23 protein-coding genes are annotated in these 25,712 nt (G+C 70.8%); 9 read left to right on the top strand and 14 right to left on the bottom strand.

Annotation, left to right across the window (positions count from 1 at the left end; all coding sequences use genetic code 11):
• Positions 1–4 precede the first annotated feature (4 nt).
• Complete coding sequence (locus ACVTJA_RS08750) at positions 5–1,732, bottom strand: hypothetical protein (RefSeq protein WP_465835479.1); 1,728 nt, start codon at positions 1,730–1,732, stop codon at positions 5–7.
• Positions 1,733–2,020: 288 nt separating this feature from the next.
• Between ACVTJA_RS08750 and ACVTJA_RS08745 the strand changes: the two genes are divergently transcribed.
• Positions 2,021–2,413, top strand: a complete 393-nt coding sequence (locus ACVTJA_RS08745) for a LysM peptidoglycan-binding domain-containing protein (RefSeq protein ID WP_465835477.1) — start codon at positions 2,021–2,023, stop codon at positions 2,411–2,413.
• Between the two features lie 53 nt (positions 2,414–2,466).
• Here the strand turns inward: ACVTJA_RS08745 and ACVTJA_RS08740 are convergent, their stop codons facing one another.
• From ACVTJA_RS08740 to speD, 6 genes are read right to left on the bottom strand one after another with little or no spacing between them, the layout of a single operon-like run.
• On the bottom strand, positions 2,467–4,101 hold the full coding sequence (locus tag ACVTJA_RS08740; RefSeq protein ID WP_465835476.1) for a flavin monoamine oxidase family protein: 1,635 nt from the start codon (positions 4,099–4,101) through the stop codon (positions 2,467–2,469).
• 46 nt (positions 4,102–4,147) lie between these two features.
• On the bottom strand, positions 4,148–5,644 hold the full coding sequence (locus ACVTJA_RS08735; protein WP_465835475.1) for a polyamine aminopropyltransferase: 1,497 nt from the start codon (positions 5,642–5,644) through the stop codon (positions 4,148–4,150).
• Positions 5,645–5,674: 30 nt separating this feature from the next.
• On the bottom strand, positions 5,675–5,902 hold the full coding sequence (locus tag ACVTJA_RS08730) for a DUF350 domain-containing protein (RefSeq protein ID WP_465835473.1): 228 nt from the start codon (positions 5,900–5,902) through the stop codon (positions 5,675–5,677).
• Positions 5,902–6,063 carry a hypothetical protein gene (locus ACVTJA_RS08725; protein WP_465835472.1) on the bottom strand — a complete coding sequence of 54 codons (162 nt, stop codon included), beginning with the start codon at positions 6,061–6,063 and terminating at the stop codon, positions 5,902–5,904. The genes ACVTJA_RS08730 and ACVTJA_RS08725 overlap by 1 nt, the downstream gene beginning before the upstream one ends.
• 24 nt (positions 6,064–6,087) lie before the next feature.
• Entirely contained in the window at positions 6,088–7,959 is a 1,872-nt protein-coding gene (locus ACVTJA_RS08720) for a DUF4178 domain-containing protein (RefSeq protein ID WP_465835471.1), read from the bottom strand.
• Positions 7,960–7,991: 32 nt separating this feature from the next.
• Entirely contained in the window at positions 7,992–8,378 is a 387-nt protein-coding gene (gene speD / locus ACVTJA_RS08715) for an adenosylmethionine decarboxylase (RefSeq protein WP_465835469.1), read from the bottom strand.
• A gap of 101 nt (positions 8,379–8,479) precedes the next feature.
• On the opposite strand from speD, the gene ACVTJA_RS08710 reads away from it, so the two are divergent.
• Entirely contained in the window at positions 8,480–9,481 is a 1,002-nt protein-coding gene (locus ACVTJA_RS08710) for a lipase family protein (protein ID WP_465835467.1), read from the top strand.
• A 10-nt stretch (positions 9,482–9,491) separates the two neighbouring features.
• Here the strand turns inward: ACVTJA_RS08710 and ACVTJA_RS08705 are convergent, their stop codons facing one another.
• Both ACVTJA_RS08705 and ACVTJA_RS08700 read right to left on the bottom strand, forming a co-directional pair.
• The gene (locus ACVTJA_RS08705) at positions 9,492–10,580 is read right to left on the bottom strand and encodes a trigger factor (RefSeq protein WP_465835466.1); all 1,089 of its coding nucleotides are present in this window, start codon (positions 10,578–10,580) and stop codon (positions 9,492–9,494) included.
• 169 nt (positions 10,581–10,749) lie between these two features.
• Positions 10,750–11,703 carry a hypothetical protein gene (locus ACVTJA_RS08700; RefSeq protein ID WP_465835464.1) on the bottom strand — a complete coding sequence of 318 codons (954 nt, stop codon included), beginning with the start codon at positions 11,701–11,703 and terminating at the stop codon, positions 10,750–10,752.
• Positions 11,704–11,882: 179 nt separating this feature from the next.
• Here ACVTJA_RS08700 and ACVTJA_RS08695 point away from each other — a divergent pair, with 179 nt between their 5' ends.
• The 4 genes from ACVTJA_RS08695 to ACVTJA_RS08680 all read left to right on the top strand — a co-directional run bounded on the left by ACVTJA_RS08695 (position 11,883) and on the right by ACVTJA_RS08680 (position 14,836).
• Positions 11,883–12,611, top strand: coding sequence for a peptidylprolyl isomerase (locus tag ACVTJA_RS08695; protein WP_465835462.1), 729 nt, complete (start codon positions 11,883–11,885; stop codon positions 12,609–12,611).
• Positions 12,611–13,360 carry an alpha/beta hydrolase gene (locus ACVTJA_RS08690; protein WP_465835460.1) on the top strand — a complete coding sequence of 250 codons (750 nt, stop codon included), beginning with the start codon at positions 12,611–12,613 and terminating at the stop codon, positions 13,358–13,360. The genes ACVTJA_RS08695 and ACVTJA_RS08690 overlap by 1 nt, the downstream gene beginning before the upstream one ends.
• Before the next feature lie 4 nt (positions 13,361–13,364).
• Positions 13,365–13,778, top strand: a complete 414-nt coding sequence (locus ACVTJA_RS08685; RefSeq protein ID WP_465835458.1) for a secondary thiamine-phosphate synthase enzyme YjbQ — start codon at positions 13,365–13,367, stop codon at positions 13,776–13,778.
• Between the two features lie 80 nt (positions 13,779–13,858).
• Positions 13,859–14,836: a hypothetical protein gene (locus ACVTJA_RS08680; RefSeq protein ID WP_465835456.1), complete on the top strand. Its 978-nt coding sequence runs from the start codon at positions 13,859–13,861 to the stop codon at positions 14,834–14,836.
• 50 nt (positions 14,837–14,886) lie between these two features.
• Here the strand turns inward: ACVTJA_RS08680 and ACVTJA_RS08675 are convergent, their stop codons facing one another.
• From ACVTJA_RS08675 to ACVTJA_RS08660, 4 genes are all read right to left on the bottom strand, one after another.
• The gene (locus tag ACVTJA_RS08675; protein ID WP_465835455.1) at positions 14,887–16,761 is read right to left on the bottom strand and encodes a L,D-transpeptidase family protein; all 1,875 of its coding nucleotides are present in this window, start codon (positions 16,759–16,761) and stop codon (positions 14,887–14,889) included.
• A gap of 377 nt (positions 16,762–17,138) precedes the next feature.
• Positions 17,139–17,372, bottom strand: a complete 234-nt coding sequence (locus ACVTJA_RS08670) for a hypothetical protein (RefSeq protein WP_465835454.1) — start codon at positions 17,370–17,372, stop codon at positions 17,139–17,141.
• Positions 17,369–18,181, bottom strand: coding sequence for a class I SAM-dependent methyltransferase (locus tag ACVTJA_RS08665; protein ID WP_465835452.1), 813 nt, complete (start codon positions 18,179–18,181; stop codon positions 17,369–17,371). Before ACVTJA_RS08665 ends, ACVTJA_RS08670 begins: the two co-directional genes overlap by 4 nt.
• 34 nt (positions 18,182–18,215) lie before the next feature.
• The gene (locus ACVTJA_RS08660) at positions 18,216–19,469 is read right to left on the bottom strand and encodes a peptidase C39 family protein (RefSeq protein WP_465835450.1); all 1,254 of its coding nucleotides are present in this window, start codon (positions 19,467–19,469) and stop codon (positions 18,216–18,218) included.
• A 135-nt stretch (positions 19,470–19,604) separates the two neighbouring features.
• On the opposite strand from ACVTJA_RS08660, the gene ACVTJA_RS08655 reads away from it, so the two are divergent.
• Together ACVTJA_RS08655 and ACVTJA_RS08650 are read left to right on the top strand one after the other, a co-directional pair.
• Positions 19,605–20,090, top strand: coding sequence for a nuclear transport factor 2 family protein (locus tag ACVTJA_RS08655; RefSeq protein ID WP_465835448.1), 486 nt, complete (start codon positions 19,605–19,607; stop codon positions 20,088–20,090).
• Between the two features lie 196 nt (positions 20,091–20,286).
• The gene (locus tag ACVTJA_RS08650) at positions 20,287–22,527 is read left to right on the top strand and encodes a hybrid sensor histidine kinase/response regulator (protein WP_465835446.1); all 2,241 of its coding nucleotides are present in this window, start codon (positions 20,287–20,289) and stop codon (positions 22,525–22,527) included.
• 9 nt (positions 22,528–22,536) lie between these two features.
• On the opposite strand, the gene ACVTJA_RS08645 is transcribed toward ACVTJA_RS08650, so the two are convergent.
• A complete protein-coding gene (locus ACVTJA_RS08645) occupies positions 22,537–25,044 on the bottom strand; it encodes a PAS domain-containing protein (RefSeq protein ID WP_465835444.1) in 2,508 nt (835 codons plus the stop codon).
• 253 nt (positions 25,045–25,297) lie between these two features.
• On the opposite strand from ACVTJA_RS08645, the gene ACVTJA_RS08640 reads away from it, so the two are divergent.
• Positions 25,298–25,666 carry a hypothetical protein gene (locus ACVTJA_RS08640; RefSeq protein ID WP_465835443.1) on the top strand — a complete coding sequence of 123 codons (369 nt, stop codon included), beginning with the start codon at positions 25,298–25,300 and terminating at the stop codon, positions 25,664–25,666.
• Positions 25,667–25,712: the final 46 nt, after the last annotated feature.

Genomic DNA, 25,712 nt, shown 5'->3' with positions numbered 1-25,712 from the left:
GGGCTCACTGGCAGGTGCCGCTGCCCTTGTCGAAGATGGCCGTGAAGTTGGCGCCGTTGTTGTACACCTGCAGCTTCTTCAGGCGGTACCCCATGGCGCTCTCGTTGTTGTAGGCCGTCTGGTACCCGGACATGGCGCCGTTGACGTAGACGTGGGGCGCGCAGCCGCTGGCGTCATTGGCGATGTACGCGAAGCGCGGCGGGCTGAAGGTGGGGTCCGCGACGATGTTCTCCACGTGCAGGCCCTGCGAGGGCAGCGAGGCAATCTCCGACTCGGCGTACGCCTCCGACGCGGCGTAGCGCAGCCAGCGGACGTTGTTGTCGGTGTTGCTGAAGAGCACCGCGTAGTACTGCACGCCGGCCTCGCGGTACGGGAAGAAGTCCTCCACGCGCCAGCCCGCGTTCACCACGTACGTCGTGTAGAGCGAGTCCAGGCTGGCCTGCGTGAGCCGGTGCTCGAAGCGCACGGATTCATTCGTGCGCAGCTTGCCGAAGATGGCGTTGTAGCGGGCCTTGCCGGACGAATCGATGCGGATGCGCGTCTCGCGCGGCACGTAGTTGGACTGCCCCCACTGCGCCACCACCGCGTCGAAGCTCGCGCTGTCCAGGCCGGCCTGCACGCCCCAGAGCTTGTCCGTGGAGTACTGGTACGAGCCCGCCACCTTCAGCACGCCGCTCTGCTCGTAGAAGCTGAGCGTCTGCGGGCGGTAGCTCATGCCGCTGTAGTACTCGGGCAGCTCGACGAAGGTGTCCCAGGTGACGTTGTGGAAGTCCGGGTAGTGCGGCATCCACAGGCGCGGGTAGTACGTGGGCTGGAAGCCGTCGTAGCAGCCGGTGGAGACCTTCTCGTAGACGCCGTACGGGTCCACCTCCACGGCGACCTTGGGGTCCGTGGGCGTGGGCACGCCGATGTACACGTGCAGGTGGTTGTTGGCGTGGTTGCTCGCGGGCTCACCATCCGTGGCGAGCGAGCCGGCCGTCATCGTGTTGCCGGACTTGGCAATCTTCTGCCCCTGCGTCACCCACTGGCCCGGCGTGACGGTGATGGTGTCGCTGTCGGTGCCCCACGACGGGTGGTTGGGGTAGTTCTTCGCCATCAACTGGTAGCGCGCGCACCCGTCATCCCCCACGGGGCACGTCATGCCCTTCACGGCGGCCACGTCGTGGGTGCGGCCGTTCCGCAGGTGCATGTAGAAGCTGTAGAGCTTCTTCCCGTTGGCGCCGGTGTGCTCGATGACCACGGTGTTGCCGCCGCCGCCCGGGGGCCCGTCGAAGTAGACGGCGAGGACCTTGCCCTCCGCGATGGCCAGCACGTCGAAGCTGGGGTCCTTGTCGGCGGGCGTGCCGTCGCGGCTGATGTCCAGGCCGCGGTGGATGCCGCCGCCGTTGTAGCGCCAGCCGTGGCCCAGGTTCACCTCGGTGCCGGAGATGTACGGCGAGTTCGAGGTGAAGGGCAGCTTCAGCGGCAGCGGCGTGCGGATGCCGCGCAGGAACGTCTGCGCCTCGGCGGCGGTGGCGAAGGCCGAGTACGGACTCTTCAGGGCCGTGAGCATCCGGTTCTGCAGGTCCGTCTTCAGGGTGGAGGCCGGCAGGGCATCCAGCGACTCACGCCACTCCTCCAGCGTGCCGCCGTAGGCCGTGCCGATGGACTCATAGCCGGAGGGGTCCGGGGTGACACACGTCTCGGCAATCGTGTCGACCAGCTCGGGCTGTTCCTGCTCGCCCAGGCTCATGGGTTGACCGTCGTCGAGAGGAGCTCCACACGCGGTGAGGACGAGTGGGAGAAGCGCTGCCGAAGAGAGTTTTTTGAGGTTCATGTCCCTCTCAACGGCAGCCGCCCGCAAAGTTCCTCACGGCGACTTCTGGTCAGCTCCGCGCGGCGAAACGTTGAGCGGCGAGCACCTGCCAAGACGTGACACGCGGAGTGATTGAGCCGTCGGGTCGCCGTTCCTACCGTGGCCAGCCTCACACACCGGTGTGCGTGCCCGCGCGGATTCCCGAGGCACGGAGGAGGAGGAACCATGAGCCTGCAGGACAGCTACAAGGACGTTCTGGATGTCGCGAAGACCGTGGGTGCCCAGGTCGAGCCGCGCGAGGAGAACGGCAAGCTCATCATCAAGGGGAAGGTGAACTACGCGTTCGACCGGGACCGCATCTGGGACCAGATCAAGGCGAAGCACTCGAACTGGCAGAACGAAATCATGGTGATGCTCGACGTGACGCACAACGACCCGTACGGCGTCTACACCGTCAAGTCGGGCGACACGCTGAGCAAGCTCGCCAAGGACATCTACGGGGACATGAAGCTCTACCCGAAGATTTTCGAGCTCAACAAGGACCAGCTGAAGAACCCCGACACCATCAAGGTCGGCCAGGTGCTCAAGCTGCCGCCCAAGTCCATCGCGCAGGCCTGAGCTGCTGTTCCTGACGTGACGGGCCCGGGACGCGTTGCCCCGGGCCTTGGGCTTCACAGCCAGCTCGGCTCGCGCCGTCCCAGCTCAGCGAGCACGCGCTCCGCGGCCTTCACGCCGAACCAGTTGGCCTCCTCGAAGAGGGCCATGCCTCCCAGGTCCGTGTGCGCGAAGTGCAGGCTGCGCCCCAGGCTCTCGCGGGCCGCCTGCTTCGCCGCGCTCCACATGAAGCCCGGCGAGGGCCGCACCATGGCGTGTCCCCAGCGCTGCACCTCCAATCGCTGCGCCTGCTCGGCGATGCCCGGGTGCGCGGGCAGCAGGTCCGCCATGACGAGGGCTTCCCAGTCCGCGTAGCTCGCGGACAGCGCCTTCTCGCGCTCGGCCTTCGCGTCCGCGCCGGACATGGGGAGGTACCAGGTGAGGACGGTGGGGCCGCGCTCGTCCTGGCGGAGCTGCTGGTGCGTGGCGACGACGTAGCCGAGGCTGCGGCTCTCGTAGAAGACGTTGTCCCAGGCCAGCGGGAAGCCGCGTGAGCGCGGCGGCGAGGACAGCGTCAGGTTGGCCACCACCCAGGGCCCGTAGGTGAAGGCGCTCATCCATTCGGGACGCTGCTGGCGCCACGGAGCCACGACATGCGCCGCGATGAAGCGCGGGCAGGCCAGCACCACCTGGCGGGCTTGAAAGGCCCTCGGCCTTCCCGTGGTGGCTTCGAGCGCGTCCACGCGGCAGCCGTGCTCGTTGGGCTCCACGGTGTGGACCAGCACGTTGCGCTCGACGGCGGCGGGCGGCAGCGCGGACTGGAGCTGCTTCACCAGCCGGCCATTGCCCTCGGGCCAGGACAGGAAGCCCTCGCTGCGCTCGCCCTTTCCGTCCTGCCGCGCGGCGAAGTACCAGATGCCAGCCCAGGCGGAGACGTGCTCGGACGTGGTGCCGTAGTCGTCGCGGCAGGCGTAGTCCACCAGCCACTTCAGGCGCGCGGACGTGAAGCCCTCTCGCGTGAGCCAGGCGGCCATGCTGAGCCCGTCGAGCGCCGTCCACTCCGCGTCGTCGCTGGACAGCGCGGTGGGCACCGCGAAGGCCTTGCGCCCCTTCGCATCACGCGCGGCGGCGAAGGCGTTCATCCGCGCGTCGAAGCGCTCCAACTCCGCGACGTCCTGGGGGCTCGCGCCCGCGCGCAGGTAGAGACCCTCGTACCAGTGGCCCCGGTAGAAGAGGCGCTCCTCCGGCTCCTGGATGAGGAGCGCCTCCTCGAAGGTGGGGTAGCCGTCGGCGTCGGTGCCGGTGACGGCGCCCATCTCCCGGAGGAGCCGCACCACGGGGCCCTGGTCCTCCAGCGGCGCCGGCAGGTAGTGCGCGCCCCACGGGTACGCGGAGATGGCGTTGTGGCCGGAGCGCGACGTGCCGCCGGCCTCGGCCTCCAGCTCCAGGACGCGCACGCCCTTCAGGCCCGCACCGGCAAGGCGCCACGCCGCGGACAGGCCCGCGATGCCCGCGCCCACGACCAGGACATCGACAGGCTCCAGCACGTCCGCGCGAGGCAGCGGCCCACCGCGCAGCTTGTGCCCCGTGTCCACCGCGCGGTCGACGATGGCACCGGGCACGGGCTCACGCGGTCCGGAGCGCTTGCACGCGCTGGCCGCCACCGCCGAGCCGAGGAACGCGGCCACCAGCTCGCGCCGGGTCAGCTCCATGACCGCCACGCCTCGTCGTGGAGACTCGCGGCGGCCCGCTCGCGCGTCAGTTCCACCGCCGCCACTCCTCCTCGTAGTAGTGCACGAGCACCTGGTTGTTCAGCCGGTTCACCTCCGCGGGCAACGGCCCCATGTCCGGAGCGAACTGCGTGAGCGAGTCCAGCGTGGACTCATCCAGGAACTGCAGGCCCTCCGGAAGCGGCCGGTGCCGAGCCGGCGCCTCGTGCGCCACCAGCACATAGCCCCACTCTCCGAAAGACGGCACCAGCGCGTGGTACGGCTGCGTCCAGAAGCCCGCCGCCTTCAGCGTCTCCGCCACGCACCAGAACGAGCGCCGCGCGAACAGCGGGCTCGTGCTCTGCACCACCGCCACCCCGTCCGGAGCCAGCCGCTTCTTCAGCAGCTTGTAGAAGCCCGTCGTGTACAGCTTCCCCAGCGCGAAGTTGTTCGGGTCCGGGAAGTCCACCACCACCACGTCGTACTGCTCGTCCCCTTCCGCGAGGAAGCGCATGGCATCCGTGTTCAGCACCCGCATCTTCGGGTCCGTCATCGAGTGCCCGTTGAGCTTCGCCAGCTCCCCGAAGCTCGTCGCCAGCCCCGTAATCGCCGGGTCCAGGTCCACCAGCGTCACCGAGCGCACCTGCGGGTGACGCAGCACCTCGCGCGCCGCCAGCCCGTCCCCGCCGCCGAGGATGAGCACCCGCTCCACCTTCCCCGCCCGCACCATGGCCGGGTGCACCAGCGACTCGTGGTACCGGTACTCGTCGATGCTCGCGAACTGGAGATTGCCGTTGAGGAACAGCGAGAAGCCCCGCTTCCCGCGCGTCAGGATGATGCGCTGGTACGGCGAGCTGGACGCGTGCACCACGTCGTCCGCGTAGAGCTGGTCCTCGTAGAACGTGGTGAGCCTGTCGCCCAGCACGAAGCCCACCAGCAGGAACAGCGTCAGCACCACCGCCTTGACACGCAGCCGCAGCGGATTGCCCAAGAGCGGCGCCAGCAGCCACGTGCTCCACAGCCCCACGCCCGCGTTGAGGATGCCGAACAGCAGCGACGTGCGCACCAGCCCCAGCTTGGGCACCAGCAGCAGCGGAAACGCGAGGCTCGCCGCCAGCGCGCCCAGGTAGTCCAGCGACAGCACCTGGCTGACCAGGTCCTTGAACTTGAGCTGGTCCTTCAGGATGCGCAGCAGCAGCGGAATCTCCAGCCCCACCAGCGTGCCAATGGCAATCACGCTGCCGTACAGCGCCACCTGGAACAGGCTGGTCAGCGTGAAGGTGAGGAACAGCAGCGGCGCGCACAGGCCGCCCAGCAGCGCCACGGCCAGCTCCACCTCCACGAAGCGCTGCGCCACCCCGCGCTCGATGTAGCGCGACAGGTAGCTGCCAATGCCCATGGCGAACAGGTAGCCGCCGATGACGGTGGAGAACTGGGTGATGGAGTCCCCGAGCAGGTAGCTCGCGAGCGCCCCGACGACGAGCTCGTAGATGAGCCCGCACGTCGCGATGACGAGGACGGTGATGTACAGCAGCGTTCTGTTCACGTCGTCACTTCACTTCGCTGGAGCGCCGGCTCAGCCGCCGATGGCGGCCGCCACGATGATGGCCAGGCCGATGATGAAGGAGCCGATGACGATGCCGAGCGCCGTGTTCTGGTCGACCTCCAGCTCCTTGTGCACGTCGAAGGGCAGGATGAGGCGGATGACGTAGAAGCCCGCCACGAACACCGCCAGGCCGATGAGCGAGTAGATGACGCTCGCCAGCACTCCCTCCAGGCTCACCACCACACCGAGCAGCAACATCACTTGCCTCCCTGGTAACCACCGGTCCACAGCAGGATGCCGCCCGGCCCGCGCCGCACGTTGCCGGGCACCTGCTCCTTCTGCTCGCTGCTGAAGGGCTGCCAGCCCGACAACATCAGGGCCGCGTAGCCCAGCAGCACCAGCCCACCGAAGTACTTCATTCCGTGCCTCCGTGAGTCATGGACCTAATCCGTGTCCGCGAGGTTGCTCTCCGCCCAGCGCTGCGTCTCGAAGCCGTGCGAGCGGAACAGCACCCACGCGGGGCCCAGCAGCAACAGGATGAACGCGAAGCAGAACCCGCCTCCGCTCGGCGTGTCGTGCGTGAGCTTCACGTTGAAGGCGCGCGGCCGGATGGGCCCCGGGTCGAACGCCGCCGTGGTGCGCAGCACGTACTTGCCCGGCGGCAGCGGGGACAGCGTCGTGCTCCCCGAGCGCGAGCCTTCGCTCCACGAGCCGTCGCTGTCGCTGCCGCTGTAGTAGCTCAGCTCCTCGTAGAACCCCACCACCTCGCCCGTGTCCTGGTTGACGAGGTCGCCCTGGACGCCCAGCCAGTCGTTGTCGAGCGACTCGGCGGAGACCTCCACCTCCATGTTGCCGCGCTTCGTCAGCTCGAAGGGCTTGCTGAAGTGCATCGCGTCAGGCGAGCCGGGCTGCACGTTCGCGGGCACCACCACCGCCTCCTCCAGCACCTGGTGGCTGTCCGCGCGCACGGTGAAGAAGGCCGCCAGGACGAACAGCCCCAACATCCACCCCAGCGTCCACTTGAAGGTGGACGCCATCCCCGCCTTGTGCGGGTTGGGCTGGCTGGGGGCGATGCCCTGCGGCTCCGGCAGGAGCTCCTTCGGCTTGAAGGCGTCCCTCACCACGCCGGGCTCGAGGTACTCGCCGAGCGTGTACGACACCTCGTCCTTCGTGGCGTCGACATTCACGGAGTACGGCGGCGCCACGTACTCGGTGGCCTTCGCGCGCTCGCCCGCCGTCACCTCCCAGTAGAACTCGCCCAGCACCGCCTCCGTGACGGCGGTGACCTGCTGGTAGGCCTTGTAGCGGCGCCCCTCGTGGAAGGCGACCACGCCGGGGGAGAGCTGCACGTCACCGGCGGCCAGCGGCTGGAGGAAGACCCAGTGGCCGTTGGACTGCATCAGCCACGTGAAGCCGCGCGCCGGGTGGTAGAGGAGATACTCCTCCCACGGGTAGCGCACGCCCTCCACGGTGCACGAGCGCACCAGGTAGCCGATGCACATCCACTCCGTGCCATCCAGCGTGCCCTTCGCGCCCAGCGGGATGAGGGGCGCCTCGGCGGGCTTCTCCAGCAGGCGCAGGAAGGACAGCTTCCCCTGGCTCACGTCCAGCAGCGCGCCGCAGTAGGGACACGCCACGCGCAGCGACTTGTCCGGCGCGCGCAGCTCCAGCGGGCCGTTGCAGTTGGTGCAGCGCGCCTGCTTCAGCTCCACCTTGCGCGCGCGCGGGCGGAGCTGGCTGGCCGCGATGCCGAGCTGCGCCAGCTTCAGCGCCTCGCCGGTGAAGACCTCCGGGTCCTGCGCGCGGGTGCCGAAGTCCAGCGTGAGGAAGGCGCCCTTGGGGCCGGTGGCGTCCACGTACCAACTGTCCTGCGCGGGGTCCACGTCGCTGGGGAGCTGCCCCTCCGCGGACACCACGCGCCCGTGGCCGCGCTCCTCGATGACCCACGCGCGGTTGCGCAGGCGCAGGCGCTCGCCGGGCTCCAGCCCTTCCAGCGGCAGCCCCTCCTCCACGCCCGCGTCGAAGAGCAGGTGGAAGGCGCCCTCGGACTCGCTGATCCACCCGGTGCGGCCGTCGTCGAACTCGACGTACCACTCGTCCCACGGGCCCGCGCCGTGGTCCTTCTGGAGGTGGCCGATGATGCGGTAGCCCGCGCGCGCATACTTCCCCTCCGCGCCGAGCTGCAGCGGCGAGTCGGTGGGGACGATGCGGCCAATCTTCCCGAGGGCTTCGAACGTCGCGCCGCTGCGCGCCACCACCGTCTGGCAGTGCGCGCACACCACCACCTGCGCCGAGCCGGCGGTGAACTCAATCATCGCGCCGCATGATGGACACTGGCCCTGCTGCGTCACGCCACCCCTCCCCGCTTCAGCTCTCGCACGGTGCAGGACGCCGCGCCCAGGTGCCGCGCCAGGATGGACTCGAAGTCCGGGCGCGGGCGGGTGCGGCAGCAGTACAGGTTGAGCGCGGCGAAGCCGTGCTCCGGGAAGGTGTGGAGGGTCAGGTGGCTCTCCGCCAGGAGCGTCAGGCCGGTGATGCCACCGGGCTCCGGGAAGACGTGCCACTGCGGCTGGCCCACCACCTTCAGCGACAACAGGACGATGAGCTCCTCGAAGAGCGCGGCGAGCGCGGCCGCGTCCTTGAGGCGCTCGGGCGCGCAGCCGCTGGCGTCCACCAGCCACTCCTGTCCTGTCGTCAGCGTCGGAACCCCTCCTGCGTGCCCGCTTTCTATCATGCTGCCTGCCCTCGAAGGTGAGCCCGTGTCGGCCACATGCAGGCAGGCGTGGCGGGGCCATTGGCGCGCCGCGTCCGCTTCCCGGTACGCTTCCGAGCGAGATGACGCAGTCGCTGCCCGACGCCGCCCTTCCGCCGCCCACTCCCACTCCGACTCCGGCTCCCACCCGCGAGGCGAACGCCATCACCCGGCTGTCGCGCGGCCTGCGCGGCCTTCCGCCCGCGGAGCGCTGGTGGGGCCCCGGCTGCGGAGGCCTGGCCGGCTGGCTGCAACGCTCCGCACAGGGGCTCGCGGGCGAGGACCTCACCGCGAGATTCAAGGCGCTGCTCACGCGCGTGCGCGAGGGCGAGCCGGTGCTGCCGGACGCGGCGAAGCGGTACCAGTACGTGCTGGTGCGCGGCATGCTGGGGGACGAGCTGCCCGGCTACCTGCTGGACAACGTGCAGCGGCTGGAGCGCCGGGGCCTGGACGTGCTCGAGGCGCCGGTGGACACGGAGGGGCTCATCCCCGACAACGTGGCGGTGCTGCGCGAGGCGCTGCTGGACGCGGAGCACTTCGGCCGCACGGTGGTGCTGGTGGGCCACAGCAAGGGCGGCGTGGAGTGCACGGCCGCGCTGGCCCTGTACCCGGAGCTCCGCCGGGTGGTGCGCGCGGTGGTGACGCTGCAGTCGCCGTACGGCGGCTCCTCGATTGCGCATGACCTGGCCACCACGCCGGAGATGCGGCGGCTCATCGACTTCGCCTTCCCTCTGCTGTTCCATGGCGTGTCCCGGTCCGTGGAGGAGCTTTCCTATACAAATCGGATGGAGTTCATCCGAAAGCACCCCTACCCGGCCGGCATCCCCACGGTGTCGCTGGCCACCTCGCGACTGTCTCGGCTGTCCAGCCTGTACCCGCTGCAGCGCTACCTGTACGACAGGTACGGCTACGCGTCGGACGGCATGGTGACGGCCCTGGACGCGGAGGTGCCCGGCGCGGGCGTGGTGCGCCTCTCCGACATGGACCATTCGGAGGCCGCGATGCGCGCCCTGCCTGGCTTCAACCGCTACCACCCCGGCGACATCACCGAGGCGATGGTGGCCCTGGCCCTGGACGCGCGCTGAAGCCCGGGCCTCACGGCGCGGGCGCGGTCAGCTTCACCTTCTTCATCACATGGTCGACGGTGGCCAGGTGCAGCGCCAGGTCGTACAGCTTCCGGGCGAGCGCCGCGTCCTCCTTCACCGCCCTGCCCATGTCCTGGCGGGACACGTTGGACAGGCGGGCCAGGTCGTCGATGAGCGCGTCCGTGGCCTTGCGCTCGGGCTGCACGCCGTCGCGCGCGGCGATGGCCCGCAGCGCCAGGGACAGCGTCAGGCGCCGCGCCGCGTCCGCGCGGGTGAGTGAATCTCCCAGCCACCCCTCCAGCGCCTCCTGCAGCTCGTCCGGCTGGAAGCTCTTGCGGGCGAGGATGGGGCGCTCGGTCTCCGCCCAGCGGCGGCGAATCTCCTCGTCCACGAGTGATTTGGGCAGCGACACCTGCGTGCGCTCCACCAGCACGTCCAGGACGCGCTCCTGGGTGAGGCGGTCCATCTCTCCGGTGCGCTCGCGGGCCAGGTCTTCGCCCAGGCGGCGCATGACGTCCGTGAGGCTGCCCATGCCCAGCCGCTTGAGCAATTCCGGCGAGTCGTCCGGCAGGAGCCTCAGCTCGCGCGCGGCCTTCACGTCGAGGAGGAAGCGCGCCGTCTGGCCACGCAGGGACTCCACGGCGTAGGTGTCCGGCAGCTTCAATTCGATGCCGAAGGACTGGCCCACCTTCGCGCCCTTCAGCGCCTCGAAGAAGCCCGGCAGCATCGGGTCCGGCAGCACGTGCGTGAGCCAGTTCTCCCGCGTGGAGAAGGGCAGCAGCCGGCCGTTGGCGAAGCCGAGCACGTCCAGCAGCACCTCGTCTCCGTCGCCCACGTCCTCGCCCGGCTTGCGCTCGCGGCGGTCGGCGTGCTGGCGGCGGAGCGCGTCGAAGCGGTCGACGAGGTCCTGCTCGGTCAGCGGAGCCGGCGACACCAGGGCCACCGTCAGCCCATCCAGAGAGGGTGCCGTCGCGGTGGGGATCTCCAGCTTCTCCGTGCTGTCCAGCGAGAAGGCGGCGGGCATCCGCTTCATGATGCCGAGCGCGTGAAGCTCGGCCAGCGAACGCGCACCGCCCTTCGGGTCATCCTTCGTCGTCATGGCTCGCTCCAGGGACGTCGGATACCACACCCCGACAGGGGGACCGAGGCTCCGGAGCGATGAGGCCGGCGCGGCGTCTTCCATCCCGCCTGGACTGATCCATCAGACACCAGCCGGGCCCCTCACTCGGGAGCCATCGCCGTGGCGTCTGGCGGACTCCCAGGGAGCCTCAGAAGAAGGAGCCGACGAAGCTGGACACAGTCGAGACGACGGCGCCCGCCTGGCTGACCACCGGGACGTTGGTTGCCGCGGCGATGGAGCCCAGCGCGGTGACGCCGGCGGTGACCTTCTTGCCCGCCGACGCGTTCGGGTCGGCAAGCGTGCTCACGGCTGCGGCGGAGTCCGCGGCGGCGATGGCCACGTTGAGGCCCGGGGCGAAGCGGCCGGCGGCGCGAGCCACCGCGGTGCCACCACCTTGCACGGCGGTGCGCGCGGCGTTGGCGCCCAGGCGGCCAGCACTCTCCAGGCCCTCACCCGCGACGCGGGCGGCCACGTTGCGCACCACCTGGCGGGAGGCGCCCTGCACCGCCTCGCGGGCGGCGGCACCAGCGACGCGGTTGGCCACGGCGCGGCCGGCCTCCGGAGCCGCCTGCGTGAAGGCGGTGCGGGCCGCGTTGGCGGCGGCGCGGTAGTTGCTCACGTTGCCGGCCAGCTCCAGGCCGCCCTTCGCCACGTTGAGGCCGGTGGAGGCGGTGCTGGCCACGGAGCCCGCCGCCTTGTTGGCGCCCTCCAGCGAGGGGTTGCGGAAGAAGTCGCGCGTGTCGCGGAAGGTCAGGTAGGCGGCGCCGGGAAGCTGCGCCACGCTGGCGGTCGTGCCCGCGGCGCCAGCGAAGCGCGCGCCCCGGGTGTTGACGCCCTCGACGGTGGCGTTGTTGACGCGGCCCGGAATGTCCCAGGGGCCCAGGCGCTGCGGGCCCGGCGCGCCGCGAACCTGCGTGGCGGCCACTCCGTCGGAGAGGGACTTCACGCCATTGGCGACCCGGCTCACCTGGTTGTGGCCCGTCTCGAACCGGTCCCCCTGCGACGACTGCGCCTGCGTCCGGGGCGGAGCCGGCGGAGTCGTGGGACGCGCGGTCGAGGCGGGCGTCGGGCCGGGGCGGGGCTCGTTACGGATGGGCGCCATGGGGCGGGGCTCCAAAAGGGACACTTCGCGGAATTCTGTGGATCATCGCGCCTTGCGGTCAGAAGTTGCGCCGGGGGCGGTATTCGTTCGTCTTTTTTACCGCAGGTGCGTGACAGTGGACAGGAGCGCCCGCGTAAACCCCTGGAATCCGTTGAAGGTGGCGTTTAGGTTCGCCCGCCATGCGGACGACCCGAATCCTGACGACTGTCTTCCTCTGCCTCTCTCTCGCCGCCTGCAAGGACTCCGACAAGAAGGAGTCCTCCAGCGCCCCTCCCCCGGCGGCCACCGAGGCCCGGCCCTCGCAGGCTCCCGCCGCCACGCCGCCCGCCGAGGCCGCCGCCTCCGGTGAGTGGACCAAGAAGGTCCAGGCCGGCCAGGAGGTCTACGCCACCCTCAACACCAACCAGGGCGACATCACCGTCCGGCTCTTCTCCAAGGACGCGCCGAAGACGGTGGCCAACTTCGTGGGCCTCGCCACGGGCGAGAAGCCGTGGACGGACCCGCGCACCGGGAGCCGGGTGACGGGCAAGCCGCTGTACGACGGCGTCGTCTTCCACCGCGTGATTCCGGGCTTCATGATTCAGGGCGGAGACCCCACGGGCACCGGCCGCGGCGACCCGGGCTACCGCTTCGAGGACGAGTTCCAGAGCGGCCGCACCTTCAACAAGCCGGGCCTGCTGGCCATGGCCAACGCCGGCCCCGGCACCAACGGCAGCCAGTTCTTCATCACCACCAGCACGCCGGGCTACCTCAACAACCGCCACACCATCTTCGGTGAGGTGGTGCAGGGCTACGGCGTGGTGGAGAAGATTTCCAACGTCCCGCGCGACGCGAGCGACAGGCCGCAGTTCGCGGTGGTCATCAACAAGATTGTGATGAGCGACCAGGCTCCGGCGGGCGCGAAGTGATGGGCGGCCGGACGGCGCGACGCATCGCCACCCGCCTGGGCGAGCTGGACTGCAACGTCGTGGATGCGCTCGCCGAGGGCGCCACGCCGGAGCTGGCCGTCATCCTCTGCCACGGCTTCGGCGCACCGGCGACGGACCTGGTGCCGCTGGCGCCGGAGCTGATGTCCCTGAACGCACAGCTCGTCGAGCGCGTGCGCTTCATCTTCCCCGGCGCGCCGCTGACGCTGGCGGAGTGGGGCATGCCCGCCGGCCGCGCGTGGTTCCACCTGCCCGACGAAATCATGCGCGGGCAGCTGCGCGACTGGGACCTCTTCGCGCGCGAGGTGCCGCCGGGCATGCCCGCCGCGCGCCGCGCGGTGATGAGCGTGGTGGAGGCGGTGTCCACCACCATGAAGCTGCCGTACGGACGCATCGTCCTGGGCGGCTTCAGCCAGGGCGGCATGGTGACGACGGACGTGGCGCTGCGGCTGGAGGAGGCGCCCGCCGGCCTGTGCATCCTGTCCGGCACGGTCACCTCGGAGGCGGAGTGGCGGCAGAAGGCGCAAGCCCGCAAGGGGCTGCCCGTGTTCCAGGCCCACGGCCGCGACGACACGGTACTGCCCTTCTCCGCCGCCGAGCGCCTGCGCGACGTGCTGACGGAGTCCGGGCTGGCGGTGGACTTCTTCCCCTTCCACGGGCCGCACACCATCGACTCCGAGGAGCTGGAGCGGCTGGCCGCGTTCCTGGTGGCGCGGCTGGGAGGGCGCTGAAGGCATGTACCACGCGAAGGAGCTGACGGTGTCCACGCGGGGCCGCGGCTTCACGGACATCACCGGCGAGGTGCAGCGCGCCGTGGCCGAGAGCGGTGCGCGCCAGGGGCTGTGCACGGTGTTCCTGCACCACACGAGCGCGTCGCTGCTCTTGTGCGAGAACGCGGACCCCGACGTGCGCCGGGACCTGGAGTCCTTCTTCTCGCGGCTGGTGAAGGACGGGGACTCGCTCTTCGTGCACGACGCGGAGGGCCCGGATGACATGCCCGCGCACGTGCGCACGGTGCTGACGCAGAACTCGCTGAGCATCCCCGTGAAGGACGGCTCCGCGGACCTGGGGACGTGGCAGGGCGTCTACGTGTGGGAGCACCGCACGTCGCCGCACCGCCGCCGCGTCACCGTGTCCGTGGTGGGGTGAGAGCGCCGGGGCGCGCGGTGGCGGAATGAATATTCCTTCCCGCCGCGCGTCACCGCTTCGCCTCACACTCCGGAGCACCCATGGCCCTGGTCGCCAGCGGACTCGCGTTCCTCCTGTCGCACCTGCTGTTCGCCGCTCCGATGAATGCGGGCTTCCGCGCGCCCGAGCAGTTCGCCAAGAACGAGCACGTCGCCTACGAGGCCGTGAAGACGCCTGACGGTGGGCTCCGGGTCCGCTTCCAGTTCATGGACCCGTTCGACACGCCGCAGGTCTTCGAGCACACGTACGACTACGCGCGCATCCTCGAACTGAGCGCCCGCTACGGCATCCCCGACACGCTCTTCCAGCCCATCCCCGTCACGGAATTGCCCAACCGCGACAAGCTCCTCGACAACGGGCTGTTCCATGCACGCGGAGACATGCTGGAGCCGGACCTCGGCGCGGTGAGCACGTTCTACGGGCCGGAGGTCACCCGGCCCATCGCGCGCTTCATCATCGCCAGCCTGAGGGAACGCGGCCTGGATTCCCGCGCCAACCGCATCGCCATGGCGATGGCCTTCACACAGGACATCCCCTACGGCATCCCTTCGCTGGATGCGGATGGCATCTTCCGCTCGGGGCTGTCACCCGCGCCGCTCATCCTGCTCACGGGCTACGGCGACTGCGACTCGAAGGCCACGCTCTTCGTCGGCATCCTCCGCTACCTCATCGCGCCGGAGGACATCCTCTTCCTCATCCCCGAGGACGAGCCGCACATGCTCACCGCCATCCGCGGCGAGCCCGGGCCCGGAGACCGCTTCATCGTCTGGGAGGGGCACCGCTACCTCTTCGCCGATGTCTCGGGCCCCGGCAGGGCGTCGCTGGGAGAGCGGGAGAATGAATCGCCGGACAGCCACGCGTACCGGGTGGAGCCCTACGAGCCCCAATCCCTGCCCTTCCATCCGGACGCGGACTACTCCCGCTTCGGGAGGCCGCGCTTCCACATCCCCGGCGCGGGGCAGGTCCGCATCGGACTGGGGCGCGTCTGGAGCGACAGCCCGAGCGCATCCCGGGATTGATTCACCGAGCGGCACGTCGTGAAGGCGCGCCGTCAGTACTGCAATTGCAATCATTCCTGGGCAGAGCGGACGACAGCGGCCTTCCGCTGCCGTCCCCGGTGCGAATTGGCCGCGACCGCGACCTTGCGCTCCGGGCCCTTCGCCTGGCCGCGGATGCGCACCCACGAGCCGGGAGCGTCCGGCGTGGCGTGGACCATGGACCAGCCGGTGGGCACCTCGGGCGCGGCCCAGACATAGAGGGCGCGGGCGTCCCTCGGCGCCAGGTTGATGCAGCCGTGGCTCATGGGCTCGCCGAAGCGGTCGTGCCAGTAGGCGGTGTGCAGCGCGTAGTCGTCCTGGAAGAACATGGTCCACGGCACCGTGGCCACGCGGTACGTCTCGTTGCCCGCGGTGCCGTTGCCCGTCATGTCCGCCTCGGCGAACTTTATCCAGATGCGGTAGAGCCCCTCCGGCGTGTCCGTGCCCGGCTTCCCCGAGGAGATGAGCGTCGCGTACACCGGCCGCTCGCCCTCGTAGGCCACCAGCACCTGCGCCTCCAGGTCCACGTCCAGCCACCGCTCGCCGGGCTCGACGCCGGGCGGCGCGGGGGTGAACCAGGCCACGTGCAAGTCATCCCGTGCCACCCAGTGGTTCTCCGAGATGAGCACCCACTTGCCGTCCGCGGACAACTCCTTCACCGCGACCAGCGTGCGCGCGGGCAGCACCGTCTCGCGCGCGGCCTTCGCGTCCGGCGCCACCTTCACCTCCACGTCCGCCTGGGGCTTCGTGCGCGACTGCGCCCACGCGAAGGGCGTCGGCAGCTCCGCGAGCGTCTCCGCGTCCACGCCCTCGAAGGAGGAAGGCCGGTACTCGCGCAGCACCCGCGCCTCCAGGTACTGGCCGTCCGCAGTGCGCCAGAAGGTGCGGCGGCCCACGCGCACCTGCCCGCGCAACTGCACCGTCACCGAGCCCTTCAGCAGCACGCCCTTCCGCTTCCTCTTCGCGAGAGCGAGGCTCGGGTAGGCCTTCACGCGCCGGCCCACCACGCGCGCGTAGATGCCGGGCGTCAGCTCGCCCTCGCGCAGCTTGGGCAGGTCCCTCACGCGCGGCTCGCGGAAGTTGGGCTCCAGATAGCGGTTGCAGACCCAGCCGCGCGGCTCGATTTGAATCCACGCGTCGCAGTCCGGTCCGCGCATGGCCGTCTCGCCCTGCCAGCGCACGCGCATGTCCTGGGCCACGGTGCCCAGCGGCGGCGCATCCCTACGGGGCTCCTGGCGCACGGCAATGGAGCGCTTCACCCGCAGCGAGCCGGCGTCGGGCGCATACGGAATGGCGAAGGGCGCCGTCCCCGCGTCCGCGCCGCCGACAGGCTCCGAGTCCGGCTCGAACTCCTCCGGGTCCAGGGACGGGTCCACGTCGCCAAGGACGAGGCTCGTGTCCTCCAGCGGCTCGCCGTCGGGACCGAGCACCAGCTCCGCGCCCGGGTTCTTCTTGTCGGGGATGACGACGAGCTGCTCCACGGGCGGAGGCTCCGCCGTCTCCGGCTCACCATGGCGCTCGGGCCGGGGCATGGCGCTCAGCGCCGGGTCGATGGCGAGCGCGGGGGCCTCGTCGTGCGAGCCGTCGGAGTCCGGGGACGCGGAGTCCTCGACACGAGCCATCTTCGAATCGGCGGACCGTGAAGCCCCCAGCGACGACGTGCCCGTACCACCATCCGTGCCCGACTCCGCCGCGGTCCGCTGCCACGCGGCGAGCAACTCTTCCGAGGTGGGACCAGCACCGGAGCCCCGCTCACTCACGCCGCCGTCGCCCGAGGTGATGACGCCGCTGGCCGGCGTCCCTGTCGCGACGGCCGGCCCACCCGTTCCCGTCGGCGCGCCCGCGCTGGCCGTGACAGCGCCTGTATCGGGCGGGGCCCCGGCCGCGACGGAGGAAGAGCCCGCCATCGCGCCAGCCGTGAGGCCTGCGTCCGGCGGGGCTCCGGCAATGACAGACGTCGAACCAGCACTCGCGCCCGCCGGAGGCTCAGCGCCTCCCGCCTCGCGCGAGGCAGCAATGACCACGCCGGCATCCACGCGCGCCTCCTCCGCGCTGGGAGACGGAGCACACGCAAGACCCGGAAGGAGCAGAGCGAGCGGAAGCCAACGAGGCATGGATGCGACACGCTACGTAGGTGCGAGCCGAGTCACAACGTCGTCCGAGGTGAGACCGAATCCGAGCGGGTGCGCAATCCGTGCGCCCCGGGCGGCGGTTGTCACATGCAACGGAATGGTGTCTCAACACGTGTCTCGGCGAGCCTCCGGGAATTCCACTCAATCCCCAGTCACCCGTGAGCGCGCAAGGCGTTCCTCGCCATCTTGCCCGCGTCATGGAGCGCGGCTCCGAGCAGCACCATGTCGCGCTCGAAGGGCACCTTCAGCTCCTGGGAGAGCCCTCGGGTCAGGAGCTCGGCGGCCTCGACCACCAGCTCGTGATGGCGCACGAGCCACGGCGAGGCGCCGAGATTGGCCAGGAGCGCGAGGGCCTCAGCGGGGGTCCGGACCGCATGGCCTGTCATTTCCGCGCACCCACCGTGAGGTATGCGTTGAACAGGAGACTCTGCGGCCCCGTTCCCAGCTCCGACGTCACCCTGTCCAGCAGGGCCCGCTCGACGTCCCTCCACTTGTCTCCGAGCGCCCGCCGCGCCAGCACCACGGGTGCGCTCGAACGGACCATCGCGTCCACCAGCGCCGCCGTCGAAGGGTAGTCCGCGCGCGCGCTCACCTCGTGCACGGACACGTCCACGAAGCCCGCGCCGGACATCTCCCGCCGGCACGTCTCCGGGTCCGACAGCGGCATCATCCCGTCGCGCGGCGCCCCGCTTCCGTTCATCAGCTCGGCGAAGCTCCGGTAGACCACGTTCATCGTCGGAGAGCGCTCCATCGGAACCCAGCTCGACACCACGGCCCGGCCTCCCGGGACGAGCACCCGGAGCAGCTCGCGGAAGCCGCGCGGACGGTCGGGGAAGAACATCAGCCCGAACAGGGAGAACGCCGCGTCGAACGCGCGTTCCGGCAGCGCCAGCGCCATGCCGTCGCCGACGAGCGCCTCCACCTCCAGTCGCTCCGCCGCCGCGCGCGCCCGCAGCGCCTCAATCATCCGGAACGCGAAGTCCACCGCCGTCACCCGCATGCCCTCGCGCGCCGCGATGAGCGCCAGCGTCCCGGGCCCCGCCGCCACGTCCACCACACGCATGCCTCGCCGTGCTCCCGCTCGCGAGAGCGCCTCCCGCGCGAAGGTCTCGAACACGGGCTGCAACTCCCGCACGTACTCGGGGGCGACGAGGTCCCACGCGTCGGGGACGGCGAGGGGCGAAAAGGCCGACATGACGAATTCCTCCAGGAAATGTCCGAGCGGGACGTCAGCGCAGGACTTCCACCACGCCCTCGGGCAGCGAGGTCCCCGCGGGCCACAGCACATACGCGGCATGGCGCGAGTGACGCCAGGCCCGCCAGAGCTCGTCGCGCCGGTACGTCACCTCCACCGTCTCGTCCGTCTTGAACGCGGGGTCGTTGCACACCACGTCCCCCTCCGGCGTGAAGCCCTTCACCACGATGAGGTGCCCGTCCGAGCGGCGCACGGGAGACCCCGTCAGCGTCCCCTCCTCGTACGCGATGCTGATGCTGATGGGGATGCCCGCCGCGATGAGCCGCTCCACCTGGGCGAAGCTGTCCAGGCGCAGCACCATGCCGTGCAGCGCCCCGTTGCCCATGGCGGACGCGTACGCGGTGTTGAAGGGCCAGTTGCCCGTGCCCTTGTACGTCCAGTCATAGGTGCGCTCGGCGGACGCGGGCACCGTGGTGTGCAGCTCCGGCCGGCCCAGCCGCTTCCCCCAGTACCCGAGCAGCATCGTGGTGGACGTGGGCGAGCACCACACCGGCCCACCGTCCGGGTAGAGCATCTGCGAGTAGCCCGGCACGTCCAGCACCGTCCCCCACGCCGTGCGCTCCGGCGCGGCGTCCCCGGCGAGGCCGTGCCTGTCACTCACCGCCGCCGACAGCGCGCGCACGCGGGGCGTGGCGTCCGGCCGGGACGAGTAGAGCCACACCGTCATCCGCAGCGCGTCCGCCCGGCGCTGGAGGCTGAGCGTGTCCGTGGACACCGCGCCGTCCGCGTCGCGCTGGCCGTCCACGCTGTGCCGCGCGACGGTTTCCTTGTCGAAGGCCCACACGCCCAGCTCGTAGTCCTTCGTCCAGGTGCCCTCGATGCGCGCCGCCAGCGTCACCTTCAGCCAGGTCCCCGGCGGGGTGAGCGCGTCGAAGGACGGCACCGCGGTGGTGAAACCGCCCGGGACGGGCTGCGTGTCGGACACCGCCATGCCCAGGCGGTAGCTCCCACCGACGTAGCGCGTGCCCCCATCCGCCTCCACCCCCGAGGTGAATGGCTCGCTGACGGCCGGCGCCGCCGCGTCCAACTCCAGGGCCCCATCCGCCGCGAGCACCGTGCCCTCGCGGAGGAACCGCTCGAAGTCCCGCTCCGAGGCGCTCCGCCGCCACAGGCGCGCCGGTGGGCCCAGGTTTTCGGTTGTTTCCTCATGGCCTCGCGGCTGCGAGACACATGCCGTCAGGTTGGAGGCCACGAGCAGGGTCAGCGCCGGCAGGGTGCGGGGGTTCACACCGCGAAGTCTGGAGGGGCCGGGCCGTGGGGCACAAGGCACATCCCACGCTCGCCTGTCTGGTACGGACGATTCGATACGGGGAGTATCGGGGTACGTTCGAGGCGACGTCGAAGTCCGCCGGAGGATGAACCGATGATGAAGCCCTTCGCCACGTGTCTCGTTTTGCTCGCCATGGCCGCTCCCGCCCTGGCTGCGCCGAAGAGGGAGGAGGACGTCGTCCTCGCGGCGCTCAACGCGACCTGCGAGGCCATCCGCACCGGGAACGAGAGCCTGGCGGCCGAGTACCTGGGTGACGGCTTCACCCTCATCGACTCGTCCGGCAACATGACGACGCGTGAGGAGACGCTCCTCGAGCTGCGCAACAAGGAGCCCCGCTACGAGGTCTTCCGCAACCACGACATGAAGGTGCGCCTCTACGGCGACACGGCGGTGGTCAATGGCATCACCAGCCTGAAGGGCCTGGCCGGTGGAAAGCCCTTCGCCGCCGAGCTGCGCTTCACCGACACGCTCGTGAAGCGCAACGGCCGGTGGCGACTCATCGCCAGCCACGTGTCCGCGCTGCCGAAGCCCAAGCTCACGGATGCGAAGCAGGGCCGGACGCCACCGCCCACGCGCTGATCGAGAACACGGATGCTCGGGGCGCAAAGTGTCCGGAGGTGCATGCCCTGGCCGCCGTCGCACCTCCGCGCACCGGAAACCGGACGCGGGGCCCGGGGGTGACTTGCGACGCGACTGATGGGATGGTCCGCTTCGTTCCGCCGGGACGGTGCGCCCGGGCAGGCGCAGCGTCCATCCATCAAGTCCCGCCCGGACCATGTCCCCACGCCCCCGTCATCCCCGGCCACTGCGATGGCACCTGGTGCGACTGGTGCTGGGCGCGCTGCTGCCCGTCGTCGCCTTCTCGTGCGGCCTCTTCGTCTACCTGGCCCGCGCCGAGCGTGAGTCCTCCGAGCGGCGCGTGCTCACCTCGGCGCGCGCGTTGGCGGAGGCCTTCGACAGCGAAATCGCCGGCTCGATGCGCGCGCTCGAAGCGCTGGCCGAGTCCACCCAGTTGGACTCGGGCGACCTCCAGGGCTTCTGGACGCAGGGCACGCGGGTGATGAAGACGCAGCACGGGTGGCTGACGCTCATCCTCCTCACGCCCGACGGCGTCCCGCTGCTCAACACGAGCTACGCTCCAGACAGCCCACTCCCTCCCATCGCGGAGCCGGAGAGCCTCGCCCGGGTGCGGGAGACGCTGCGGCCCACGGTGGGGAATATCGCCGTGGGCAAGGGGCCGGGACACCGGCTCGCCGTGCCCCTGCGCGTCCCCGTGGTGCGCGACGGAAGCCTGCGCTACGTGCTCACCGCCGTCATCTCCACGGACGCGCTCGGCGACGTGGTGGCCCGGCAGGCCGCGGACGACGTCGAGTGGACGCGCACGCTGGTGGACCCGAATGGCATCGTGGCCGCCCGCACCCGGGACCCGGCGCGCTTCGTGGGCCAGTCCGCGACGCCGTCCTTCCTCCAGCGCACGCGCGCCGTCCACGAGGGAGTCTACGCCGACCACTCCATGGAGGGAGAGCCCGTCTACGCGGCGTTCAGCCACACCGCGTCCGGCTGGACGGTCACCGTGGTCAGTCCTCGCCACGTGCTGGACGCTCCGCTGCAGCGCTCGCTCATGGCTGGTGGCGCGCTCGGGCTGGCCATGCTGTTGCTCAGCGCCGCCGGGGCCTGGGCGCTCTCGCGGCGCATCGGCCACTCCATCTCCGGCGCGGTGGACGCGGCGGATGCGCTCGCCAGCGGCGCGCCGGTGCGCGTGGACGCCTCGGACGTGCACGAGCTGGCGCGGCTCGATGAGGCCCTGGTGCGCTCCGGTCAGCGCCTGGAGGCGCAGGCCCGCGAGCGCGACGCCCACCTCGAGATGGCCGAGGCGGCGCGGGCCGAGGCCATCGCCGCCACGCAGGCGAAGGACGCCTTCCTCGCCATGCTCGGACACGAGCTGCGCAACCCGCTGGCCCCCATCGTCAGCTCGCTGGAGGTGCTGCGCCTGCGCGGCCTGGCGCAGACGTCCGAGCACGACGTCATCCGCCGCCAGCTCGGCCACGTGGTGCGGCTGGTGGATGACTTGCTCGACCTGGCGCGCATCGTCCGGGGGCAGATGTCGCTCCACCGCGCGCCGCTCGAGCTGTCCACGGTGGTGGCTCGCGCGGTGGAGGCGGTGACGCCGCTCATGACGCAGCGCCAGCACCGGCTCGACGTGGCGGTGCCCACCGAGGGCCTGCCCGTGCTGGGCGACGCGGACCGGCTCACGCAGGTGGTGACGAACCTGCTCAACAACGCTGCGAAGTACACGCCGTCCGGAGGCCGGCTCCAGGTGCGCGCGGAGTCCCGCGAGGAGGACGTCGTGCTCACCGTGACGGACAACGGCGAGGGAATTCCCCCCGAGCTGGCGGAGCGCATCTTCGCGCCCTTCGTGCAGGGGCCGCGCTCGGTGGACCGCAACGCGGGAGGACTGGGCATCGGCCTCGCGCTGGTGCGCAGCGTGGTGACGGCGCACGGCGGCCGCGTGGACGTGCACAGCGACGGCCCCGGCAGGGGAAGCACCTTCACCGTCGTGCTGCCGCGCCACACCGGGCCGCTGGAGCTGCCCGCGGAGCCGCCGCCACCTCCCCACCCGGCCGCGACGCCCGCGCCGCTGCACGTGCTGGTGGTGGACGACAACGTGGACGCGGCCGAGGCGCTGACGGACTTGCTGGAGATGTCCGGCTACACGGTGGCCGTGGCGCATGACCACCGGCAGGCGATGCAGCGGCTCGACGTCTTCACACCCGACGTGGCCATCCTCGACATCGGCCTGCCGGAGGTGGATGGCTACGGGCTGGCCGCGCTCATCCGCGAGCGCCTGGGCGACGAGAGCCCCACCTTCGCCGCCCTCACCGGCTATGGCCAGCACGAGGACCGGGTCCGCAGCAAGGCGGCCGGCTTCCATCGCCACTTCGTGAAGCCGGTGGAATTGACGGACCTGGTGGCCTTCCTGGAGGAGGCCCGACAGCCGCGCCGCGGCGCCGCCTGAGGCGAGGCGTCAGCCCTTGCCGAAGCGGGGCAGCCGCACGCGGAACACGGTGCCCGTCTCGCGCGTGGAGGTCACCTGGACGCTACCCCCGTGCGCGGTGACGATTTCGTGCACGATGAAGAGGCCCAGCCCCACGCCCCTGAGCGGGTCTCCACCTTCATCCGCGCGGGTGAAGGGCTGGAAGAGGCGGGGCAACAGCGCGGCGGGAATGGGCGTGCCCGCGTTGGCCACCTCCAGCACCACGTCATGGCCCTCGCCGTCCGCCCGCACCTCCACCGGTACGCCCCGCGCGCCGTGCGTGAAGGCGTTGACGACCAGGTTGCCCAACAACTGCGCCAGCCGGTCCATGTCCCACTCGCCCCGCAGGTCTCCACACAGGTCCAGGTGGATGTCCCGGTCCGGGTACGCGGCGAGCAATTCGTCCACGACGATGCGGCAGGGGTCCTCCAGGCTCATGCGCCGGCGTTGAATGGGAAGCGTGCCGCCCTGGGACACCCGCGCGAAGTCCAGCAGGTCGCGGATGAGGTGGTCCATGCGCTGCACGCTGGTGAGGATGCGGGCGGCGCGCTTGCGCTGCGGAGAGTCCGGCGCGGCCTCCTTCAAGAGCAGCGTGCTGGACGTGGCGATGGCCTGCAGCGGGTTGCGCAAGTCGTGCCCCACGATTCCCATCAGCCTGTCTCGCGTCTCGCCTTCGCGGCGCAGGGCCTCGCGCATCGCATGGTGCGCGGTGACGTCCATGGACACGGCGACCGCCGCGAGCGGCCGGCCCTGCGCGTCGTGGACGCGCGTGGAGCTGACGTCGATGTGGCGAGAGCTGCCATCGTGCATGCGCAGATGCACGGGCTCGCGTGTCACCGTCTCCCCGCGCGTCAGCGAGCGCGAGATGGGCCACTCCTCGGGCCTGTACGGCGTGCCGTCCGGCCGGAAGCCCTGGTAGGCCGCGTACCCGGAGATGTCGTCCGAGGCCACGAAGGTGTGGCCCCAGAGGGCCTCCACCGCCGCGTTGCCGCGGATGAGCCGGCCGCCGGGCTCGGCGATGACGACGCCCACCGGGAGCTGCTGCAGCACGGCCTCCAGCAGGCCGCGCTCGGTGGCCAGCCTGTCCCGGAGCTGCTCGGCCTCCTCGCGGGCGCGGCGCTCGGACTCGTAGAGGCGCGCGCGCTCCAGGGCCAGGGCGCACTGCTGGCCGAGCGACTCCATGAACTGGAGCTGCTCCTGCCCGAAGGACTGCTCGTGCGCGAAGGTGAAGCCGAAGGCGCCCAGCGTGCGCCCGTCCACCCGCAGCGGCAGCGCGGCGAAGGCCCGGCCCAGCAGCGACGGCGAGTCCCTCATGTCGGGGTAGTCCTGGAAGAAGGCGTCCAGGTCCGGGTACAGCACGGCGTGGCCCGTGCGCACCGCGTCCCGGAACATGACGGGCGTGTCCGCGGGGAAGCGCCGCCAGGGCTCCAGCGCGCCCTCCGGGAAGCCGTGCGCGGCACGCAGCTCGAAGCAGGCGCCGTCCTCGCTCAGAAGCACCAGCGAGGCGCAGACGGCGTCGAGCGCCGTGGCCCCCTCGCGCACCACCACCTCGGCCACCTGCTCCGCCCGGAGCGCGCGGGACAGCACGGACGACACCGCGGCCAGCTTGTCCGCGCGCATGCGGGCCCGGCGGGACGTGGTGATGTCCTGGAGGATGCCGATGAAGCGCAGGGGCCGCCGCCGCCCGTCGAAGTGCATGCGCCCGAAGGCCGACAGCCAGCGCTCCTCCTTCACGAGCGGCCCCACCACGCGGAAGTCGATGCGGAAGCTCCCGTCCCCTTCCGGGTCGAAGGCCGCGCTCCGGGCCGCGTCCAGCCGGTGGCGGTCCTCCGGGTGGATGCACTGCATGACGCGCGCGTCGTCGAGGACGGTGCCGGGCGGCAGGCCCAGCAGCTCCAGGCTCCGGGTGCTGTAGCTCTGCTGGCGCGTGGACAGCTCGTAGTCCCACGTGCCCAGGTCCGCGCCCTCCATCGCGAGGCGCAGCCGGTCCTCGCTCTCGCGCAGCTGGCGGGCGATGCGCCCGGCCTCCTCGCCCCGGCGCAGCTCGGTGACGTCCGCCACCATGCTCACGAAGCCGGCGACGTGGCCGTCCGCGTCCACGTGAGGCAGGTAGTCCGCCTGCACCACGCGGGTGCCGCCCTCGCGGTAGGGAACGGCGAGCTCGAAGCGCACCGCCTGGCCGGAGAGAGCCGCCTTCACGTACGCCCGGATGGCCTCATAACCAGCGGCCCCCAATACCGAGGGCATGCTCCGTCCGAGGACCTGCTCGCGAGCAGTGCCGAACCAGCGCTCGTAGGTCTGGTTGCAGAAGCGGTAGCGCTCCTCGGCGTCCACGTACGCGAGCAGCACCGGCGCGGCGTCCACCGTCACCAGCAGCTTCTCGATGAGGCCGTGGTCCTCCAACACCCCGGCGCCGCGGGGACGCGCCCGGTCCAGCACGAGCAACTGGTCGATGACTGCGCGCAGGGGGAAGGTGGATGTCGACGGAGAGGGAGTCATGACCAGGGAGGGGCTTCCGGTTGATTGACACCCGTCAACACGAACCGCAAGACCCGGCCCCCACTCTGTCCGGCAGTCGGCCAGGTGAGGGCGGGGGCCGGGGGCGCACGGCGAGAAGAATGGACCTGAAAATGAAGTAAGGAATTCTGGAGTCGGACGTCGTTGTGAAGTCAGGAGGGCAACCAACGCCCTCCTTTTCCGTGTCCGGGCCCAGGGCCCCACGGCTCATGGGTAATGTCCCAAGGAGGCAACGATGAAGCGTCTTTCCCTGTTGTGCGCGGTGATGATGTCGGTGCTCTTCGCTGGTGAGGCCGAGGCCGCGGCCGTCAACGCGTCCGGCTACGTCTGCACCGCGATGTACACGCGGCAGAACAACGTCTTCTATGGCCAGGGCTACGTGTACATCCAGGTCTACGCCGGACCGAACTGCACCGGCGGTTCCATCGGCGCCTACCAGTACCTGAGCTCGGGCGCGTCCAACACCGGCTACCAGTACACCGAGGCCGAGCGGCTCCAGCTCTTCCAGAGCGCGAAGGAGGCGGCCACCCAGGGCACCCGCATCTCGCTGCTCGTCGAGAGCGTGGGCGGCGCCATCTACCAGACCACCTACTCCGCCAACTGAGCGCGCGGGAGCATCGCACCACGGAAGCCGGGACCGCGAGATGCGG

The organism is Pyxidicoccus sp. M6 (assembly GCF_055568925.1).
Note: the sequence above shows the minus strand (reverse complement) of the source record. Positions and strands in the feature narration are given on the sequence as shown.

Bases quoted from the DNA above. Each gene is read 5' to 3' on its own strand.
- ACVTJA_RS08650 (WP_465835446.1), top strand. From the start codon at position 20,287: ATGTCCCCACGCCCCCGTCATCCCCGGCCACTGCGATGGCACCTGGTG.
- ACVTJA_RS08730 (WP_465835473.1), bottom strand. From the start codon at position 5,902: ATGTTGCTGCTCGGTGTGGTGGTGAGCCTGGAGGGAGTGCTGGCGAGC.
- ACVTJA_RS08705 (WP_465835466.1), bottom strand. From the start codon at position 10,580: ATGACGACGAAGGATGACCCGAAGGGCGGTGCGCGTTCGCTGGCCGAG.
- ACVTJA_RS08690 (WP_465835460.1), top strand. From the start codon at position 12,611: ATGGGCGGCCGGACGGCGCGACGCATCGCCACCCGCCTGGGCGAGCTG.
- ACVTJA_RS08645 (WP_465835444.1), bottom strand. From the start codon at position 25,044: ATGACTCCCTCTCCGTCGACATCCACCTTCCCCCTGCGCGCAGTCATC.
- ACVTJA_RS08725 (WP_465835472.1), bottom strand. From the start codon at position 6,063: ATGAAGTACTTCGGTGGGCTGGTGCTGCTGGGCTACGCGGCCCTGATG.
- ACVTJA_RS08675 (WP_465835455.1), bottom strand. From the start codon at position 16,761: ATGGCGGGCTCTTCCTCCGTCGCGGCCGGGGCCCCGCCCGATACAGGC.
- ACVTJA_RS08655 (WP_465835448.1), top strand. From the start codon at position 19,605: ATGATGAAGCCCTTCGCCACGTGTCTCGTTTTGCTCGCCATGGCCGCT.
- ACVTJA_RS08750 (WP_465835479.1), bottom strand. From the start codon at position 1,732: ATGAGCCTGGGCGAGCAGGAACAGCCCGAGCTGGTCGACACGATTGCC.
- ACVTJA_RS08685 (WP_465835458.1), top strand. From the start codon at position 13,365: ATGTACCACGCGAAGGAGCTGACGGTGTCCACGCGGGGCCGCGGCTTC.
- ACVTJA_RS08665 (WP_465835452.1), bottom strand. From the start codon at position 18,181: ATGTCGGCCTTTTCGCCCCTCGCCGTCCCCGACGCGTGGGACCTCGTC.
- ACVTJA_RS08710 (WP_465835467.1), top strand. From the start codon at position 8,480: ATGACGCAGTCGCTGCCCGACGCCGCCCTTCCGCCGCCCACTCCCACT.
- ACVTJA_RS08700 (WP_465835464.1), bottom strand. From the start codon at position 11,703: ATGGCGCCCATCCGTAACGAGCCCCGCCCCGGCCCGACGCCCGCCTCG.
- ACVTJA_RS08740 (WP_465835476.1), bottom strand. From the start codon at position 4,101: ATGGAGCTGACCCGGCGCGAGCTGGTGGCCGCGTTCCTCGGCTCGGCG.
- ACVTJA_RS08640 (WP_465835443.1), top strand. From the start codon at position 25,298: ATGAAGCGTCTTTCCCTGTTGTGCGCGGTGATGATGTCGGTGCTCTTC.
- ACVTJA_RS08720 (WP_465835471.1), bottom strand. From the start codon at position 7,959: ATGATTGAGTTCACCGCCGGCTCGGCGCAGGTGGTGGTGTGCGCGCAC.
- ACVTJA_RS08695 (WP_465835462.1), top strand. From the start codon at position 11,883: ATGCGGACGACCCGAATCCTGACGACTGTCTTCCTCTGCCTCTCTCTC.
- ACVTJA_RS08680 (WP_465835456.1), top strand. From the start codon at position 13,859: ATGGCCCTGGTCGCCAGCGGACTCGCGTTCCTCCTGTCGCACCTGCTG.
- speD (WP_465835469.1), bottom strand. From the start codon at position 8,378: ATGATAGAAAGCGGGCACGCAGGAGGGGTTCCGACGCTGACGACAGGA.
- ACVTJA_RS08670 (WP_465835454.1), bottom strand. From the start codon at position 17,372: ATGACAGGCCATGCGGTCCGGACCCCCGCTGAGGCCCTCGCGCTCCTG.
- ACVTJA_RS08745 (WP_465835477.1), top strand. From the start codon at position 2,021: ATGAGCCTGCAGGACAGCTACAAGGACGTTCTGGATGTCGCGAAGACC.